This is a genomic window from Pelotomaculum terephthalicicum JT (assembly GCF_022410535.1).
Taxonomy (GTDB): Bacteria; Bacillota; Desulfotomaculia; order Desulfotomaculales; family Pelotomaculaceae; genus Pelotomaculum_D; species Pelotomaculum_D terephthalicicum.
The window spans coordinates 28,086-46,377 of the sequence record NZ_JAKNBL010000016.1; the positions used below are offsets into that span (position 1 = coordinate 28,086).

Consider the following 18,292-nt stretch of genomic DNA (forward strand, 5'->3'; position numbering starts at 1 on the left):
ATAAGTTGTCAGAAGAACCGTCCCCCTGCCATCTCCCCCTGCCAACTCTTTAAAAAAGGAGATGTCGCCTGTGAGCGCTTTATTTGATAAAACCTTGCGGGAAGTAATAGAACTTTCTGCCTCCAGTTCCCCTGCGCCGGGTGGCGGCAGTGTTTCCGCCATAGTGGCGTGTTTCGGCCTGGCTATGACCGCTATGGTCTGCAATCTGACCACGGGGAAAAAGAAGTACCGGGAGGTTGAACCGCAGGTCAATGAAATTATCAGCACCGCCGATAATTTGATGAGAAGACTGGAAGAACTGGTAGACAGGGACATGGCGGAGTTTAACAATTATATGAGGGCTTTTCGGATGCCCAAGGAAACCGATGCTGAAAAAGCAACACGTGAAGAAGCTATGCAGAAAGCTTTAGTAAAAGCCACGGAAACTCCTTTGGACATAGCCCGTGTTTGTCTGGAAGCGCTGCGGATCACCGCGCGGCTCTCCGGCATGGGAAACAAAACAGCCATCAGCGACGCCGGGGTGGCCGCCGTTATATTTGACGCCGCTGTCAACGGCGTGCTTTTGAGTGCTGAAATTAATGCCGCCATGATCGAAGATCAGGATTATGTAAAAAGGGTTATTGAGGAAAAAGAGGCGATGGCTGCCGCGGCCGGGCGGCTGAAGGATGAGGCCGTGGCCGCGGTGCGGGCGCGGATTAAAGAGTCTTAAGAGGTACGGTAAGGAGGACATTTATGGTTGTGGAAAACACCGCTGGAGGTAAAAAAATATCTTTCGAAGAAGCCATAGCGCGTTTGGAAGCACTGGTGCGGGAATTGGAAGACAGCCGGTTGCCGCTGGAGAAAGCGCTGGAGATGTTTACGGAGGGAATCGGACTTACCCGTGTCTGTAATGAATACCTGGCGGCGGCAGAGCAACGTATTGCCATATTAACCGCTAACGAAAAAGATGAAATAAACGTTAAGGAAATTGACGCGTTGCCCTTGGCGGTAGGGGGTCAAAAAAATGAATTTTGAAGAAACATTGGAGAAGTATAGTTCTATTGTTGAAGAGGCGCTTGAACATCACCTGCCGCCGTCCAACGCCTATCCGCCTTTGATTCACCAGGCTATGCGGTATAGCGTCATGGGTGGAGGCAAACGGCTCAGACCCGTCATGGTAATAGCAGTGGCTGAAGCAGTGGGGGGGAAAGCCGCGGATGTAATGCCCGCGGCCTGCGCTCTTGAAATGATTCATGCCTACTCACTGATTCACGATGACTTGCCTGCCATGGACAATGATGATTATCGCCGGGGTAAACCGGCGAACCACAAGGTATACGGGGACGCTGTAGCGATTTTAGCGGGCGACGCCCTATTAACTCTGGCATTTTCCATGTTAGCGAACGTTCGCGCCCAAAATACGGATGATGTTGTAAAAGTTATTGATGAGATTGCTCTCGCGGCAGGAACATTCGGCATGATTGGAGGACAGGTTGTCGATACGTTTTCCGCGGGAGAGGATATCAATGAACGCACGCTTGAATACATTCATAGTCACAAAACAGGCGCCCTTTATCGCGCGGCAGTTCGGGCGGGGGCTATCCTGGCCGGGGCGGAAGAGGAAAAATTAAATAGTCTTACATGCTATGCGGATAATTTAGGCCTTGCTTTTCAAATAATTGACGACATTCTTGATGTTGAAGGTGACGCGGCAAAGATAGGCAAACCGGTGGGAAGCGATGTCAAGAACAAGAAAGTCACTTACCCTTCGCTTTTTGGTATGGAAGAAGCGAGGGCAAAAGCGCGTCAGGCCGCGGGAAGAGCTTTATCGGCTCTGGATTGTTTTGGGGAAGAGGCGGATTTTTTAAAGATGCTCGTACATTATATCATCGACCGGGATTACTAAATTATGCTTTTAGTCCGGGCAGTTCAATAAGTGAAAATATTATCTACAGGAACACACCGCTACTATACAGATTTGCGATATGGCGGTTATTATTTTTTAGGCTAATAACCAATTAAACAGCGAAAACAGAGAAAAACCGGCATTTGAAAGAAAATAGATGTTTTGTTATAATTACAAAGTGAAAATATTTATCGGTAAGTGATACAGTATTCTAGTCAGATGCACCTTTTTGAAGGCGGGCCTAAAAATCCGTCAAGGGCACAACGATGAAGTTCCTGGTGCTGGCTGCTGACGCCCAGTCGGGGGCTGGTACTGGGAGTTAAGGTGGTTGGGCGACCCGCAACGGCATGCGGGCGTTGACCCTGCCTCCGTGGAGACCCAAGTATGTGGGAAGCTGTACCGCCTTGGCGCGGTTGGTAGACTATGGCTTGGGATTTAAACCTGCATGTGGTCGAAGCTGCGTGCAGTGTAGCCTGCCTTGAGTGGTAAGGGTGGATTTCAGCATTTTTACAAACCGGCTGACATGGGCCCGTGCACGGTTGGTTTGATGATTGAAACCTTTATTGCAAAAGAGGCTAAAAAAGGTAAATTCTGTCGAGGAAAACTCCTAGGCTGTCCGGAATTCCGGGGCAGATTGGGGATTGCAGTGTGGACTAAGTGGTAATCTAGCCCCGGTACGGTGACGGACGGAAACAGTTGTAAAGGGAAACCGCCGGTTTGGCGACAGCCGGTAGCTGTTTGGGAAAACCTGCTAGACCTAAGCCACAATATTTACCCGGTCTGCTGTCACTTATCTTACATATATTACGTAATAACTTGTGGCATAGTATACTTTACATGATATAAGTTTCTATTTGTTACTATTCTGGCATTCAGAATTCAGGAGTCAGAATTCAGAATAGTTCGAGACAATAAACAGTTTTCTTATTCTGACTCCTGACTACTGATTACTGGCCCCTGAGTAGTGCAAAATAGATATGCCAACTGTCGCAGTATGAGGTGACATTTTTGGGTAATAATAAATCTACTGTTTCCGGTAGATATATTTTCCTGGTCGGTATAGGCTCGTTTATAATCGCAATCATATTTACCTTGTTTTCAGAAATATTTGCGTCTAAATTGAATAACCTGATTTTGTCTTTTGTTTTTTTGATTATCATCATTACAATAAACATTCTGGCCGATCTTGTGGGTACGGCTGTGACAGCCGCCTCTCACGCTCCTTTCAACGCAAAGGCAGCTAAACGTGTTAAAGGTGCGCCCCAAGGGCTGCTGTTAATCAAAAATGCCGATAGAGTAGCTAATATCGCAAATGATATTATCGGTGATATAACCACCACGGTAAGCGGCGCGTTGGGGATATCAATCGTAGTGCAAATCATGAGGGTGGGACCGCGGTTCGATCAGTTTTGGCTGAATGTGCTGCTTACCGCCCTTATTTCTGTTTTGATTGTTACCGGTAAGGCCGCGGGGAAAAAAGTGTCTCTCAGCCATCCTGACGAAATTATTTTTTTTGTCGGTACTGTCCTGGCGAAAATTGAAAGTGTCACCGGTTATAACTTTTTTCAAAAACAAAAGGTGCCGAAGAATAAGCAAAAGGTGGGTAAGCAGTGAGTAGACTTTTAAAAAAAGTTCATTCCCCATATGTGATTCGCTCGCTGAATTTTGCCCAACTGCAGGAGTTAGCCGGGGAAATACGTCAGGAAATAATTAATACTGTCGCGAAGAATGGGGGACACCTTTCACCTAGTTTAGGGGTGGTGGAACTAACACTGGCTCTTCATTATGTTTTCAACTCTCCCGTGGATAAGATTATCTGGGATGTGGGACACCAGAGCTATGCTCATAAACTGCTTACGGGACGTTATAAGGAGTTTGGCACTTTGCGTCAAATTGGAGGTATCAGCGGTTTTCCCCGCCCCGCTGAAAGCAAGCATGATGTGTTTGGTACAGGGCACAGCAGTACATCTATTTCCGCCGCCCTCGGCATGGCTGTCGCGCGGGATTTAAAAGGAGACAATTATTCTGTAGTCGCAATTATCGGCGATGGCGCCATGACCGGCGGGATGGCCTTTGAGGCGCTTAACCACGCCGGTCATATGAAAAAAGACTTGATCGTGGTTTTAAATGATAATGAAATGTCCATTGCCCAGAACGTGGGGGCTTTGTCCGGCTATCTTAACCGCCTGCGCACCGATCCGATGTATTCAAGGGGCAAGGAAGAAATTGAGCAAATCTTGCGCAAACTGCCGGCGGGTCCAACCCTGTTGCGGCTGATTGAGAAGCTAAAAGACAGCTTGAAATACCTGGTGGTGCCCGGCATGTTTTTTGAAGAACTGGGTTTTATTTACCTGGGGCCTGTAGACGGACACGACATCAAGGCGGTCACCGGCGTCCTGCAACGAGCCAAGTCTATCAAGGGGCCGGTCTTGATTCATATGTTGACAAAGAAAGGCAAGGGCTACAAGCCGGCTGAAGATAATCCGGACAAGTTTCACGGAGTTGGCCCGTTTGATGTTGCTAGTGGAGAGGTTAAGAAAAAAAACGCCCCGCTTTCATACACCGAAGTGTTCGGCAGAACTATGGTGAAGCTTGCCGGCAGCGAGCGGAACGTCCTGGCAATCACAGCCGCCATGTCGGGCGGCACGGGTTTGACAAAATTCGCGCGGCTTTTTCCGGAACGTTTCTTTGACGTGGGTATTGCCGAACAGCATGGGGTTACCCTGGCCGCCGGGCTTGCTTCCGGGGGATATCATCCTGTTGTGGCAATATACTCAACTTTCCTCCAACGCGCTTATGATCAGATCCTGCATGATATTTGTCTGCAAAACCTGCCGGTGGTTTTTGCTATTGACCGGGCTGGTATTGTCGGGGAGGATGGCCCCACTCATCATGGGCTTTTTGACTTGTCTTACCTTGGGTCTATGCCCAATATGATCGTGATGGCACCCGCAAATGAAAATGAGCTGCAGCATATGCTTGCCACAGCGTTAACATGCCATGGGCCGGTGGCTATACGCTACCCGCGGGGAGCGGGAGTCGGCTGTAAAATAGACGATGAGCTGAAATTACTGCCTATCGGTAAGGCTGAAGTGCTCAGGGAAGGGGCAGACCTCACTTTACTGGCGGTGGGGAGCATGGTCGGCAAGGCTGAAGAGGCGGCAGGGGTTCTTTCCGGAATGAGCATTGAGGCGACAGTAATAAACGCTCGTTTTATTAAACCCCTTGACGAGGAACTCATCCTTAAATATGCTACAATTACAGGTAAGGTTTTTACCTTTGAGGAACATGTTGTTAAAAACGGCTTCGGCAGCGCCGTTCTGGAATTATTGTCATCAAAAGGGAAAAAAGAAGTCATGGTGCACCGTTTCGGTATTCCCGACTGCTTTATTGAGCATGGCAGTCATTCACTTTTAATGGAGAAGTATGGCCTTACTGTGCAACAAGTGGTCAATTTTATCGCGGGTCAATGCGTGCCGAGAAAAGTGACTAAAAAGCTCAAGTTGGTTTTTGATTAAAACGGCGCGGAGGTTATCAGCTTGTTGCCGAAAAAGCAAAGGTTGGATGTCAGGTTGGTGGAGGGCGGCTTTTTTGCCAGCCGTGAGAAAGCGCGCGCAGCTGTTATGGCCGGCCTTGTTTTTGTGGACAACGAACTGGTGGACAAACCCGGCCGGACGGTTAACCGGGAGGCCAAAGTTGAGGTGCGCGGTGAAGCGGCTCCTTACGTTAGCCGCGGCGGGCTTAAATTAGAAAAGGCAATAAATGCTTTCCACCTTGATTTGAGCGGGAAAGTGGTGCTTGATGTCGGAGCCTCCACGGGTGGTTTTACCGACTGTGCGCTTAAGCACGGAGCGAGACTGGTTTACGCTGTGGATGTCGGCTATGGCCAACTGGCCTGGTCGTTGAGAAATGATCCGCGGGTGGTTGTCCTTGAACGGACAAATATTCGCTACCTTTCAAGTGATATTCTCACTGAGCCGCCGGATTTTACCACAATAGATGTTTCGTTTATCTCGCTTGCCAAAGTGCTGCCGAAAGTCAACGAATTGATTCTTCCGGAAGCCGCCGGGGTGGCGTTAATTAAACCACAATTTGAGGCTGGCCGGGAAAAGGTCGGTAAAAGAGGGGTCGTCCGCGATCCCAAGGTTCATTTTGAAGTAATGCAAAATATAGCCATGCTCGTCGCTGCCTTGGGTTGCTCGGTAAAAGGCCTTGATTTTTCACCAGTTACCGGACCGGAAGGAAATATTGAATTTTTAATCTACTTTATGAAAAATGAGAAAAAGGAATCTATTATTTCCGGCGCCGAAATTGAGGAATGCAAGATGATAGTGGAACGTGCGCATGCTGAATTGTCTTGATATGTTTTTAGGGGAGGTCCCGGATTGAACACAATCGGGCTTGTTATTAATTTACATAAAAAAGGGGTTGTTACCCTGGTAGAAGAAGTTATCAATTGGCTTGAGGACAAAGGCCGTAAAGTATTGATTGAGCAGGAGACCGCCGGTTCCATTGGCTTGGTCAGATTAGGCACAACGGAGAAAAACTTGATTGAGCAGGCTGAATGTGTGATCGTGCTCGGCGGCGACGGCACGCTGCTCAGAACGACTCGCAAAGTAGCGGCGGCGGGCAAGCCTGTTATCGGCGTAAATCTGGGACATTTGGGCTTCCTGACCGAAATCGACATACCTGAGGTGATCCCTGCCCTGGGAAAAATGCTTGCCGGGCAGTATTATATTGAAGAGCGTATGATGCTTGAGGCGCTGGTATATCGTGATAATGAGGCAGTTGAGCATGCCTTGGGGCTAAATGACGCCGTGATCACAAATGGAGCTTTTGCCAGGCTGATTCATCTGGAAACTTATGTTAATAACGAGTACGTGAACACTTATCCTTCTAACGGCTTAATCATAGCCAGCCCAACCGGTTCTACCGCTTACTCCCTCTCTGCGGGGGGACCCCTGGTTACTCCCGATTTGAATTTGATGTTAATCACTCCGATTTGCCCGCATACCCTCTGGGCGCGACCGCTGGTTGTCGCGCCTGAAAGCACGGTTAAAGTAGTGATCCTGTCCGGCCGGGAGGAAATCATGCTGACCATGGACGGCCAGCACGGCTTTAGGCTGCTTCAGTCTGATCAGGTGCTGATCAGACAGGCTTCTCAAAGGGCCCGGTTCCTGAGACTGAAAGGGAGAGGTTTTTTCGAATTACTGGGAAAGAAGCTGAAAGAAGAAGGGGACCGTTCCTGTGATTAATAAAGGATTGGGGAGCGCCGTCCACATAGTCCAAATGATTATCGCCGAGGTGCTGAAGCACGGCGGAACAGCGGTTGATGCCACCGCCGGTAACGGACATGACACCCTTTTTCTGGCTCGCCTGGTGGGGTCTGAAGGGCGGGTCTACGCTTTCGATATACAAAAAAAGGCGCTGGAGAGCACAAAAAAATTACTTGAACGCTATGGCGCCGCCGGGCAAGTGACCCTGCTTAACACGGGACATGAGGAAATGGACAAACTGGTGCCTGAGCCGGTGGATGCGGTTCTATTTAATCTTGGTTATCTGCCGGGTGGCGATCATGCTCTGGTTACCAGTGCCGGCACTACCGTCACGGCGCTAAAATCTGCGGTGGAGCTGCTCCGCCCGGGGGGCAGAATCGGCATGGTGCTCTATACCGGGCACCCGGGCGGCAATGAAGAACTCTGCGCTGCGGAACAGTATGCTTCCGGCCTGAAGGGAGCCGGATTTAATGTGATTAAAATAAACTACTTAAACCGTACTGCTCACGCACCGGTAATCATCCTTGTCGAGAAAGCGGGTGATCTGCTTGAAAGCCAGGCGGCAACGCAAAATTCTTGAGATTATCCAGCGGGAATTAATAGAGACACAGGAGGAAATTGCCGTTAGTCTGAAGAAATGTGGCTTTGAGGTTACCCAGGCTACAGTTTCAAGGGATATCAAGGAATTAGGCTTAATCAAAATACCGTATGAGAAAAATCTTTTTAAATATGCGTCGCCCGGTGAACATACTGTCCAACGCGCGGCAGACCGCTTAAAACGATATTTTCGCGATTCAGTAATAAGTTTGGCCATAAGTGAAAATTTGCTTGTAATTAAAACACATCCCGGCGGGGCGCAAGGAGTGGCCTCGGCAATAGATCAAATCGGTTGGCCGGAAATAATCGGCACGGTCGGCGGAGATGACACCATCCTGGTGGTTGTCAAACCAAAACAAGTTGCAGAAACTGTGCTGAAAAGGTTTGAGGAACTGCATAGGGGGTAAGATAATGTTGCTCAATCTGTATATCAAGAATTTCGGACTGATTGATCTGCTGAGTGTGGACCTGCAAAACGGACTAAATGTCATTACCGGCGAAACCGGTACGGGAAAATCCATTATCATTGAAGCGCTGCAAGTGGCATTGGGCGGCCGGGCCGCGGCAGGCGAACAAATCCGAGCGGGGGCTGACAGAACGTTGGTTCAAGCTGCTTTTGACGTCAGCAATAACAGAAATGTCATCTTAATGCTTGATGAGCAGGGGATAGAATTAACTGAGGACGGAACCTTGATCTTAGCAAGGGAAATAAACCGTTCAGGCAAGAACACTTGCCGCCTGAACGGGCAGATTGTCACTTTAGGTTATTATCGGGGGATCGGGAGAAATCTTGTGGATTCGCAAGCACAGCATGAACAGCATTCATTGCTTGACCAGAATCGACACCGTGACTTGCTTGACCGGTTTGGCGGCGCTCCCGTTCTTGACGCGCTGAAAGAGGTAAACACTTTATATTCACAGTGGAAAGAAAAGCTCGGCATATGCGAAAATCTCCACCGTAACAATGAGGAAAGAATTGAACGCGCGGATTTATTGCGCTATACAATAAAAGAAATCGAGCAAATCGACCCGGAACCGGGGGAAGATGAAAAACTGGCGTCAGAGAGGAAAGTGCTGGTCAATGCGGAGAAAATATGCCTTCTCGCCGCTGAATCATATTCATTGATTTATGAAGGCGCGCACGGGCAGGCGCCGGTAACGGATTTGTTGGCCAAGGCCATGGATTTGCTCAAAGATCTGGCGCTTTTAGACGAAAGCGCGGCATGCTTGTACCAGTCCCTGGAAAATGTTTTCTATCAAGCGGAAGATACCGCCCGGGAGCTGGCCGCCCTGCGGAACAGAGTGGAACTGAATCCCCAAAGGCTGGAAGCTGTGGAAGAAAGACTGGCACTCCTTAATAATTTGAAAAAAAAGTATGCGCCCACGATTCCAGAAATACTGGATTATCTTGCACAGGCCCGGAATGAACTGGAAATACTTGAGGGTAATAAAGAATTAGCCGCCATTGCCGCCGGGGAATTGAAAAAATTAGAGCAGTCTTACCTGAAGGCCGCCGAAATCTTGAGCTCCCGCCGCGTACGGGCGGCAAAAAAGCTTGAGGAGGAAGTGTCGCGCGAACTAGTTGATTTGGAGATGGGCAGGGTTAAATTCCAGGTAGTTTTTACCGGGATTAACGGCTTGTCACCGGGCGGTGCGGAACGTGTTGAATTCCTGATTTCGCCGAATCCTGGCGAACCGTTGAAACCACTGGCTAAAATCGCCTCGGGAGGTGAGCTTTCCCGGATTATGCTTGCCTTGAAAGCACTGCTGGCGGAGGCAGACGAAATTCCAGTGATCATATTCGACGAGGTGGATGCCGGAATTGGCGGCCGGGCGCTGCATGCCGTCGCGGAAAAACTGGCTGTGATTAGCGAACATCATCAGATTATATGTGTTACCCATGCGGCTCAAATAGCCAGCTACGCCGGTGCGCACTACCGGGTGAGCAAGGAGTTCGACGGTGAGCGCACGGTTTCAAAAGTGGATAAACTTGATTTTGCAGAAAGGGTGGATGAACTGGCAAGAATGCTGGGCGGCAAAGACGTAACGGACATTTCCAGACGCCACGCCAGTCAGATGTTAAGTTCAGCCTCAAAAAAACTTGCTAGTGAAGAGATTTCTTGAGTTCATTTATTCTGCCGGGATCGAGGAGTTTTTTTAATTCATTCTGCTGTTCTTCATTTAATAAATCCTTTAGCGCTAAAAAGCCTTCCGCTACTTTATCACTCAGATAGATAGGTGTTTTGGTGCGAATAGCCAAAGCGATGGCGTCACTGGGTCGCGAATCGATTACCAACTCCCTGTCATGATGCCACATGTGCAATTCAGCCATATATGTTCCTTCGATAACGTCATTGATAATTACCATGCTGAATCTTGCTTCGAGCTTATCGCAGATTCCTATTAACAAGTCATGGGTCAAAGGCCGGTCCAGACAAATTCCCTGAAGAGCCAATGATATGGAGTTGGCTTCGAACGGACCAACCCAGATTGGCAGCGCCTTTAATTGATTTTCATCAATTAGCAGCACTACCGGATTCATCATAATGTCATAAGCAATTTCTGTCGCTTTTACAAGTATCACAACCTCACCTGCTTTTCGAAACGACTAATAAAATAATATGTTATATTCTAAATGCATTGCCTTTAAAATGTCAATTTTCTTTTTCAATTATGCCTGGACACCGGTTGTAGTAAAAAAAATATTGTGCTATACTACTTTTAAGTCAGGCCGGTAAAACCGGTCGGGCCGCAAGGCAGCGGTATCGCCCGTGGGACTGCATCTATTCGCAGAAGATGAGTTCCATGGGCTTTTTTCATTGCGGGAGTGGTGCAGCATATGAATGAAAAGATGAAGGTAGCCCGTCTGTCAATAGCTTCTAACACAGCATTAACATTGGGAAAACTGGCAATAGGGGTTACCATGAATTCCGTCGGCGTAATATCAGAGGCGATTCACTCCGGGCTGGATCTGATTGCCGCGCTAATCGCTTTTTTTTCCGTCAGGGAATCATCCAAGCCGGCTGACGAGCGTCATCACTACGGTCATGGAAAATTTGAGAATGTCGCCAGTATTACTGAAGCAATATTAATCATGGGCGCTGCGCTGATCATTATATACAACGCCTATCCGAAGCTATTCGGTCAGACGGAGATTCATGCTCTGGACATGGGGGCCGCGGTGATGGCGATATCCGCCATAGTTAACTTTTTCGTTTCCAGAAAATTATCCATTGTCGGCCAAAGGACTGATTCACCGGCGCTGGTAGCCGACGCCTGGCATTTGCTTACCGATGTTTACACGTCTTTAGGGGTTTTGGCCGGGATTATCGCGATCAGGATTACCGGTCTCACCATCATTGATCCATTAATCGCAATCGGTGTGTCACTGCTAATCTTCAATGCCGCGATAAAACTGATCAGGGACTCTATGCAAAGTATATTAGACGCACGTTTGCCGGAAACTGACGAGAAAATTATCAAAGAAGTTCTCAATAAATATTCCGCTGAATTTGTGGAATTCCACAAACTAAGAACTAGAAAAGCCGGTTCTCAGCGTTATGTGGACCTCCACCTGGTGGTGCCCGAAAACATGGTTATTAATAAAGCGCATAATATTTGCAATCAAATTGAAGAGGAAATTTCAGTCAGGTTATCCGGCATTCATATCTTAATTCACGCGGAGCCGTGCGCCTTGAATTGCAGTGACTGCCGCCAGACTGCGGCTGGAAAGCCGAACAGTATGTCATGCGATAAAAATAGACGATAAGATTGGATTTAATAATACCGCCTAGGTCCAGTGGAAATTAGCGGCTGAGGCTTATGGCAAGTGGAAGTCAATATTTTCGAGGGCTTCCATTTTGTTTATGCCGGAAGTTCCAGCGTATTGTGTGAATATATGTTGCATTATGATAATTTGTTGCTATAATTATGTTATGCTCGTTCGCCAATTAGTTACCACTATGCTATTTGTTTCTGAGGTGGAAGACAATCTTTTACCAGCAGCCCGATCATCAAACATTCTGTTCAATTTCAATGGTGACTTATATATATTTGGTTAAGTAAACACAAAACCCCTGCAATTAAACCGCCAGGTTTAACTACTGCGTACACAGAACGCCTCGTATTCTGTACTTAACCAAAATAGCTGCGGTAAACAAAATTGGTCGTTCACACGTATGTCTGAGCAATGATTTTTGAGTTTAAATGTGTCTGAGACAAAAAATTTGAGGAGGAGTTATCATGGGTTTAAGAGCTTATCTTTTGGTTACCGCCAACGATGACGTGGGGCGAAAGGAGTTTGTGGACGAGTTGCTGGAACTGGAAAAGGTGCCTGAAGTGGACTTCGTTGATCCGGTTGTGGGCAATGTGACAGATGTCGTGGTCATGATTGAAGCGCCTGTTTCAGTAGAAGCCGTTGCCCGTAAAATCGAGGCTAAGCCGTGGGTAAAAGACGTCAAGGTGTTAAGGATTGTCAGCGTGTTTGAAAAGCATAAGGATTCGAAAGTGGAACTGCTTAAAACCCTGAATGGGTCAGGGGTTTAACAAATAAAAAATATTTGCGGCAATATGTCAAGACATAGAGGAAAGTTTAACTTGTGATAAGTCCATATTGCCGGGGCACACCAATTATTTATTCAAGGGGGGGTAATAACTATGAGCGATGAAATGGTTGGCGTATTACCGGATGAAAAAATCATTGCTCTCGACCAGTTAATCCAGAACAACAACGGGCCCGGTGCCGCTATCATCATCCTGCAAAAAGTTCAGTCCATGTTCGGCTGTGTAACCCCGGCCATGATTTCCCGCATAACCGAATATACCGGCATCCCGGAAAGCGAATTATACGGTATTGCTACATTTTACTCACAATTTCGGTTGCAGCCGCCGGGCAAATACCTTATCAAGGCCTGCTGCGGCACCGCGTGCCACCTGGGCGGCGCGGAAAAAGTGGCGCGGGCGATTGAGGAGTATACCGGTGCCGCGGAGGGAGGCACCAGCGAGGACGGATTATTTTCACTTGAAACTGTCGCCTGCCTGGGATGCTGTAGCATGGCCCCGGTGATGATGGTTAATGAGACTGTTTACGGCGGGGTTACGCCTAAATCCATACAAAAAATCGTCAGACAAATAAAATCCCGGGAAAAGGCCGAAAAGTCTTCAATAGGGGTCCTTGAGGGAGATGATAAATAATGGCAACAGCAAAGACTGCAAAGACTGCAAAGACTGCAAAGAAGCCAAAGACAGTAATTAAAGTAGGCTTGGCTACATGCGGCATAGCGGCCGGCGCTGACAAGGTATTTGCATCCCTGGCGAAATATCTTGACGGAAAAAAAGACATTGAACTAAAGCGGACGGGCTGCCTGGGCATGTGTTACAGCGAACCCAATCTCGAATTGTCATTCCCGGAAAAAAATGAACGTTATATATATGGAAAAGTAACACCTGAAACTGCTGAGAAGATAGTCAAAGGGTTTCTGGAAACCGGCCGTCCGGTAGAAGACAACCTGATGTTCAGCAATGTTCATGAGGTGACCGGGGCGGAGTTTCTGTCCAAACAGCAGCGCATCGTATTAAGAAACTGCGGTGTGATCGACCCCGAAGATATAAATGACTATATCGGTGTCGGGGGTTACGAGGCTATAAGAAAAGCCGTTACGGAGATGACCCCTGAGCAGGTGATCAAAGAAATAGAACTTTCCGGCTTGCGCGGCCGGGGAGGTGCAGGATTTTCAACGGCGCTCAAGTGGAGTTTTGCCCAGGCCAACCAAGGCAGCGCCAAGTATGTAATATGCAACGCAGACGAGGGCGACCCCGGCGCGTTCATGGATAGAAGCGTTCTGGAAAGCGACCCGAACAGCGTTATTGAAGGCATGCTTATTGCGGGATATGCCATAGGGGCTTCAGGGGGATATATATACGTGCGGGCAGAGTACCCCCTGGCTGTATCCAGGTTGACGAAGGCCATAGCTCAGGCCAAAGAAAAAATGCTTTTGGGAGAAAATCTTTTTGGCAGCAGTTTTTCCTTTGATATTCAATTGCGCGAAGGAGCGGGGGCCTTTGTCTGCGGCGAGGAAACCGCTTTGATCATGTCCGTTGAAGGAAAGCGGGGCATGCCGAAGTTGCGGCCGCCTTTCCCGGCGCAGTCGGGTCTCTGGGGTCAGCCCACTATCATTAACAACGTGGAAACTCTTGCCAACGTAGCCTTTATTATTAAGCAAGGCGCTTCCGCTTACAACGTTTACGGGACGGAAAAAAGCAAGGGAACCAAGGTTTTTGCCCTGGCGGGGAAAGTGAAGCGGGGTGGACTGGTGGAAGTGCCGATGGGCGTATCCATCAACGAGATCGTTTTTGACATCGGCGGGGGGATCGTTGAGGACAGGCCGTTCAAAGCAGTCCAAACAGGCGGGCCGTCAGGCGGCTGTATACCCGCCAACCTTTGTTCCACACCTATCGATTACGACTCGCTGGCTCAGATCGGTTCAATCATGGGCTCAGGCGGCCTATTGGTTATGGACGAGACCACCTGCATGGTGGATGTGGCCAAGTTCTTCTTAAACTTCACCCAGAGCGAGTCATGCGGAAAATGTACTTTCTGCCGGGTGGGGACCAGGCAGATGAAACTTATTTTGGACAGGATAACAGAAGGTAAGGGTGACAATGATGACCTGGCCAAGCTCGAGGAACTGGCAGCCAGCATCAGCCAGGGGTCCCTCTGCGGGCTGGGCCAGACGGCACCCAACCCGGTACTCACCACCTTGAAGTACTTCAGGGACGAATATGAAAAACATATTCTGGATCATAAATGTCCTGCGAAAAAATGCAAGGACTTGCTTGTATACTCGATTATCGCTGAGAAGTGTACCGGGTGTGGACTTTGCCGTAAAAACTGTCCCGCCGGAGCCATTTCAGGGGACAAAAAGGTACCTCACACCATCGACACTGAAAAATGCATTCATTGCGGCGTCTGCATAGATAATTGCAAGTTTGAAGCCGTTACAGCGGAATAACCCCAGAGCGGAGGAGGGAAAAAATGGCTACGGTTGATATTTCGATAGACGGAGCGAAAATCAAAGTTGACGAAAATATGAGCATCCTGGATGCAGCCCGGGAAAACGGTATAGACATACCAGTCCTGTGTCATGACCCGAGGCTGGAACCGTTTGGCGCTTGCCGCCTGTGCCTGGTTGAAATGGAAGGGGGGCGCCGGCCCATGCCGGCGTGTGCGACAAAAGTCGGCCCGGGCATGGTAATAAAAACAAACACTGAAGAACTGGCAACCATGAGGAAGACGGCGCTGGAGCTGCTGCTTTCCACACACTACGGTGACTGTGAAGCCCCCTGCAAGAATGCCTGTCCGGCGGGAATAGACATACAGGGATTTGTTGCCATGATTGCCGACGGCCAATTTGACGAGGCCGTGCGCCTGATTAATGAGCAACTCCCCTTCCCGGCATCAGTGGGCAGGGTGTGCCCGGCTTTCTGTGAAAAAAACTGCCGGCGCAATCTTGTCGACGAGCCTGTTGCTATATGCGACCTCAAGCGGTTTGTCGGCGACTTGGACATTGATGGTGAGTCTGTCCCCGCCGCCCTGCCTTCTACCGGCTGTAGTGTAGCCGTGGTCGGCGGCGGTCCCGGCGGTCTTGCGGCGGCTTATTATCTAGCCCTGCAGGGACATGAGGTGACCGTTCTGGAAGCCAATGACAAACTCGGCGGGATGATGCGCTACGGCATTCCAGAATACCGCCTGCCGAAAGCGCTGATGGATACGGAACTGGCCAAGGTGGTTAAATTATGCCGTGAAGTAAAATATAATGCCGTATTAGGGAAAGATTTCACCCTGGACAGCCTCAGGAAGAAATATGACGCCGTTTTCCTGGCCATTGGCGCCCAGGCTTCCCAAGGGCTGGGGATTCCCGGGGAAGACATGGCCGTTCACGGCATCAAATTCCTGCGGGACGTTACCGATGGCAAGGATATCAATCTTGGCGCCCGGGTGGCGATAGTAGGCGGCGGGAATACCGCCATTGACTGCGCGCGGACAGCTTTAAGAAAGGGCGCGCAGGAAGTAATTGTTCTCTACCGGCGCTCCGAAGAGGAGATGCCGGCCAGCGAGGAAGAAGTAAGAGAAGCGCGCGAGGAAGGAGTCGTCTTTCAATTCCTGGTTAACCCCGTCAGCCTGGAAGGCAGCAACGGTGTTATCCAAAGTTGCACATGCGTCAGGATGGCCCTGGGAGAGCCGGACAGCAGCGGCCGGCGGCGGCCGGTACCGGTGCAGGGCTCGGAATTCCAGATTCAGGTCGACAGCGTGATCTGCGCAGTCGGGCAAAAGGTTGACACTGCCTGTCTGGAAGGCAGTGAAGTGCTGGATAGAAACAGGGTCTCTGCCCAGTCAGACTCCCAGAAAACCCGCCTGGATAATGTCTTTGCCGGCGGAGACTGCGTCAGCGGCCCGGCTACAGTGGTCGAGGCAGTGGCGGCCGGGAAAAGAGCAGCCTTAGCTATAAACATGTTTTTGACGAACCCTCAAATGGACCTTGCTGCCAAGCCTTACAATCACTCAAAAGGAGAACTCTCCGAGATCGACAGGGAAGAGTTTAGTAAATATCCCAAGCTGCCCCGTGGCCGCAAGACAGTTATGGAGGCCAAAGCCAGGAGGAACGGTTTCCAAGAGGTGGCTTCCACCTTCACCGAGGGAATGGCCCGGCAAGAGGCCATGCGGTGTCTTTCCTGCGGGTGTCTTGACGCCTATGAATGCAAGCTGAGAAGTCTGGCAACCGAATACAAAGCTGAGGCGGACAGGTTTGTCAGACAAAGACAAGACCATTTCATCCAGGAAGACAACACGCAAATAGCCCGTGATGTCAATAAGTGCATACTCTGCGGCTCTTGCATAAGGATATGCAGTGAAGTGCAAGGCATAGGCGCCCTGGGCTTTGTGGGCAGAGGCTACCTGGCGGTGGTAAAACCGTCCATGGGGGTACCGCTTGATGAAACTTTGTGTACATCCTGCGGGCAGTGCATTTCAGCGTGCCCGACCGGCGCCCTGACGGCCAAGACGTACCTGCCCAAGCCCATTCCCTGGAAAGGTGAAAAAATCGACACAGTTTGCCCGCAGTGCAGCATGAACTGTGATTTGGAACTTAAGATAGCGGGCAAAAAAATCATTGGTACGGGATCTCCTTTAGAAGACACGGTAAATGAAGGAAACCTATGCAAACTGGGTGCTTTCGAGTATGATTTCATCCACAGTAAGGACAGGATTACCAGGCCTCTTATGAGGAAAGAAGGAAAGCTGACTGAAGTAAGCTGGCCGGAGGCAATTTTCGCGGCCTGCCAGGGGCTTGCTAAAGTCAGGGATCATCTTGGCGGAGAATCATTGGCTGTGCTGGCTTCGCCCAACCTCACCAATGAGGAAAGCTATCTTGTCCAAAAGCTGGCACGAATGGCTATGCGCACAAGCAAAGTGGAAAGCTTGAGGCCTTTGCCTGCCGAAATACTGGTAAGCGCCGGCGGTTCACTGAAGGACCTGGAAAAAGCAGACCTGGTGTTTGCATACAAGTGTGACCCGGACGTCGACAGCCCTGTGCTGGCCAATAAGCTCAGAAAAATGCTGAGCGGAGGCGCCCAGCTTGTCTTTGCGGGCCCGCGGGTCACCAGGTTTGCCAAAGAGTCCGAGATGACCATAAAGGTTGGTTCCGAGAAGGCAAGGTATATCCTTAAGGGCATGTTGAGTTACCTTCTGCAGAACGATTTGTTGAAGCCTGAGGATGTGGCTGCGGAGACTGAGCGCGACCGTGAGCGGTTGTTAACCGATATACAAGAACTAGAAGGCTCCATCCGGACAAAGCCCGCCAAACTCGTTGAATTTACCCAGCTCTACCTGCGGGCAAAGAACCCGGTGGTCATTGTCAATGCGGAAAAAATCGACACCGATGAACTGCACATGCTGCGCATCCTGGCCGGCCTGAAAAATTCCGCATCCGGCATCTATGCCTTTAACCCCTATGGAAACCTGTACGGTCAGGCCTTCATGGGAGTAAATCCGAGTCTTTTGCCGGGATGCAGAAACCTGCAGGGCATGAAGGTCAACGGAGCACGGCTGTGTGAAGAAGGCCTCGCGGACGTAAAAGAGAAAGCTGATATCCTCAGCGAGCTAAATAACGGCAATCTGGCCGGCCTGCTGACCGTGGTTAACGATGACATGAAACTGGACGGACTGATTAAAGAGAATGTTTTCAACGTCGTCGTCGCGCCTCTGCTGAGCAGTGAGATCGCCCGGGCAAATGTGATTCTGCCGGCGGCGACTTTTGCGGAAACACAGGGGACATACCTGAACAGCAGCGGTGAAAAGAGAATACTGAACAAGGCTCTGCATCCGCTTGCAGGCAAAGAGAATTACAGCATACTTGCCGAACTAAGCACAAACCTGGGTATCCCCACGGATTACCGAGACATAACCGACTTGCAGAAAGAAATAGACGGCATTGTTTAACTGACCGGTTGACCGGTTCGCCGGGTTGAAGCCGGCCGG

General features: G+C 49.6%; 16 protein-coding genes. 15 read left to right on the plus strand and 1 reads right to left on the minus strand.

What is annotated here, in order from left to right; all coding sequences use genetic code 11:
- Nucleotides 1-70: 70 nt before the first annotated feature.
- The 10 genes from L9W92_RS10720 (at nt 71) to recN (ending at nt 9,882) form a co-directional block, all read left to right on the plus strand.
- A complete protein-coding gene (locus L9W92_RS10720; RefSeq protein ID WP_240083752.1) occupies nt 71-709 on the plus strand; it encodes a cyclodeaminase/cyclohydrolase family protein in 639 nt (212 codons plus the stop codon).
- A gap of 23 nt (nt 710-732) precedes the next feature.
- Nucleotides 733-1,014, plus strand: a complete 282-nt coding sequence (gene xseB, locus L9W92_RS10725) for an exodeoxyribonuclease VII small subunit (protein ID WP_240083753.1) — start codon at nt 733-735, stop codon at nt 1,012-1,014.
- A complete protein-coding gene (locus L9W92_RS10730; protein WP_240083754.1) occupies nt 1,004-1,885 on the plus strand; it encodes a polyprenyl synthetase family protein in 882 nt (293 codons plus the stop codon). Before xseB ends, L9W92_RS10730 begins: the two co-directional genes overlap by 11 nt.
- Nucleotides 1,886-2,884: 999 nt before the next feature.
- Nucleotides 2,885-3,499, plus strand: a complete 615-nt coding sequence (locus tag L9W92_RS10735; RefSeq protein ID WP_376741803.1) for a hypothetical protein — start codon at nt 2,885-2,887, stop codon at nt 3,497-3,499.
- On the plus strand, nt 3,496-5,403 hold the full coding sequence (dxs, locus tag L9W92_RS10740) for a 1-deoxy-D-xylulose-5-phosphate synthase (protein ID WP_240083756.1): 1,908 nt from the start codon (nt 3,496-3,498) through the stop codon (nt 5,401-5,403). The genes L9W92_RS10735 and dxs overlap by 4 nt, the downstream gene beginning before the upstream one ends.
- Nucleotides 5,404-5,424: 21 nt before the next feature.
- On the plus strand, nt 5,425-6,246 hold the full coding sequence (locus L9W92_RS10745) for a TlyA family RNA methyltransferase (protein WP_240083757.1): 822 nt from the start codon (nt 5,425-5,427) through the stop codon (nt 6,244-6,246).
- Between the two features lie 24 nt (nt 6,247-6,270).
- Nucleotides 6,271-7,140 carry an NAD(+)/NADH kinase gene (locus tag L9W92_RS10750; RefSeq protein ID WP_240083758.1) on the plus strand — a complete coding sequence of 290 codons (870 nt, stop codon included), beginning with the start codon at nt 6,271-6,273 and terminating at the stop codon, nt 7,138-7,140.
- Complete coding sequence (mnmM, locus tag L9W92_RS10755) at nt 7,133-7,741, plus strand: tRNA 5-(aminomethyl)-2-thiouridylate-methyltransferase MnmM (RefSeq protein WP_240083759.1); 609 nt, start codon at nt 7,133-7,135, stop codon at nt 7,739-7,741. The genes L9W92_RS10750 and mnmM overlap by 8 nt, the downstream gene beginning before the upstream one ends.
- Complete coding sequence (gene argR / locus L9W92_RS10760; RefSeq protein ID WP_240083760.1) at nt 7,710-8,165, plus strand: arginine repressor; 456 nt, start codon at nt 7,710-7,712, stop codon at nt 8,163-8,165. Before mnmM ends, argR begins: the two co-directional genes overlap by 32 nt.
- Nucleotides 8,166-8,169: 4 nt before the next feature.
- Nucleotides 8,170-9,882 carry a DNA repair protein RecN gene (gene recN / locus L9W92_RS10765; protein WP_240083761.1) on the plus strand — a complete coding sequence of 571 codons (1,713 nt, stop codon included), beginning with the start codon at nt 8,170-8,172 and terminating at the stop codon, nt 9,880-9,882.
- On the opposite strand, the gene L9W92_RS10770 is transcribed toward recN, so the two are convergent.
- Nucleotides 9,863-10,342: a bifunctional nuclease family protein gene (locus tag L9W92_RS10770; protein WP_240083762.1), complete on the minus strand. Its 480-nt coding sequence runs from the start codon at nt 10,340-10,342 to the stop codon at nt 9,863-9,865. The two genes, recN and L9W92_RS10770, sit on opposite strands and share 20 nt — an antisense overlap.
- A 255-nt stretch (nt 10,343-10,597) precedes the next feature.
- Here L9W92_RS10770 and L9W92_RS10775 point away from each other — a divergent pair, with 255 nt between their 5' ends.
- The 5 genes from L9W92_RS10775 (at nt 10,598) to L9W92_RS10795 (ending at nt 18,253) form a co-directional block, all read left to right on the plus strand.
- Nucleotides 10,598-11,527, plus strand: a complete 930-nt coding sequence (locus L9W92_RS10775) for a cation diffusion facilitator family transporter (RefSeq protein WP_240083763.1) — start codon at nt 10,598-10,600, stop codon at nt 11,525-11,527.
- A 473-nt stretch (nt 11,528-12,000) separates the two neighbouring features.
- Nucleotides 12,001-12,303 (plus strand): hypothetical protein, encoded by a 303-nt coding sequence (locus tag L9W92_RS10780; protein ID WP_240083764.1) that lies wholly within the window; start codon nt 12,001-12,003, stop codon nt 12,301-12,303.
- A gap of 111 nt (nt 12,304-12,414) precedes the next feature.
- The gene (gene nuoE / locus L9W92_RS10785; RefSeq protein ID WP_240083765.1) at nt 12,415-12,951 is read left to right on the plus strand and encodes an NADH-quinone oxidoreductase subunit NuoE; all 537 of its coding nucleotides are present in this window, start codon (nt 12,415-12,417) and stop codon (nt 12,949-12,951) included.
- On the plus strand, nt 12,951-14,768 hold the full coding sequence (locus L9W92_RS10790; protein WP_240083766.1) for an NADH-quinone oxidoreductase subunit NuoF: 1,818 nt from the start codon (nt 12,951-12,953) through the stop codon (nt 14,766-14,768). Before nuoE ends, L9W92_RS10790 begins: the two co-directional genes overlap by 1 nt.
- 23 nt (nt 14,769-14,791) lie before the next feature.
- Nucleotides 14,792-18,253, plus strand: coding sequence for an FAD-dependent oxidoreductase (locus L9W92_RS10795; RefSeq protein WP_240083767.1), 3,462 nt, complete (start codon nt 14,792-14,794; stop codon nt 18,251-18,253).
- Nucleotides 18,254-18,292: the final 39 nt, after the last annotated feature.